The following is a 388-nucleotide window of genomic DNA, read 5'->3' on the forward strand; positions in this document are numbered from 1 at the left end:
ATTCGGCGCTCCCCGGCTCCATGTTGAAGTCGCCCAGCCAGATCGCCGCCAGTGGGTTCTCCGGCTCCGGCCCGCCATTGCTCCAGTTGCGCTGCGGTTCGTCGTCGGCGCCGCTCCAGGGGCCGCCGTCGGACGGCGCCCGGCGATGTTCGTTGAGGAGATAGTCGATCTGCTCCAGCCGCTCCTCGACGGCGATGTGCGCGAGATGCAGGGAGAACACCCGCACTGGACCGGCTGGCGTGCGGATCATGCATTCAAGCGCGGCGTTGCGCGTGTTGAGCGGGCGCACCGTGCGGCGCAGCGGCAGGGAGTGCAAGCGCGACCAGACGATCGGCAGCCTCGACAGCACCATGGTGCCGAACTGCCTGCGGCGGTTGACGACGCGGGC

General features: G+C 69.6%; 1 pseudogene. It reads right to left on the reverse strand.

What is annotated here, in order from left to right:
- A pseudogene (locus EN781_RS33940) lies at positions 1-388 on the reverse strand (EEP domain-containing protein); the annotation flags it as partial.

This window comes from Mesorhizobium sp. M4A.F.Ca.ET.090.04.2.1, assembly GCF_003999085.1.
In the GTDB taxonomy this organism is placed as follows: domain Bacteria; phylum Pseudomonadota; class Alphaproteobacteria; order Rhizobiales; family Rhizobiaceae; genus Mesorhizobium.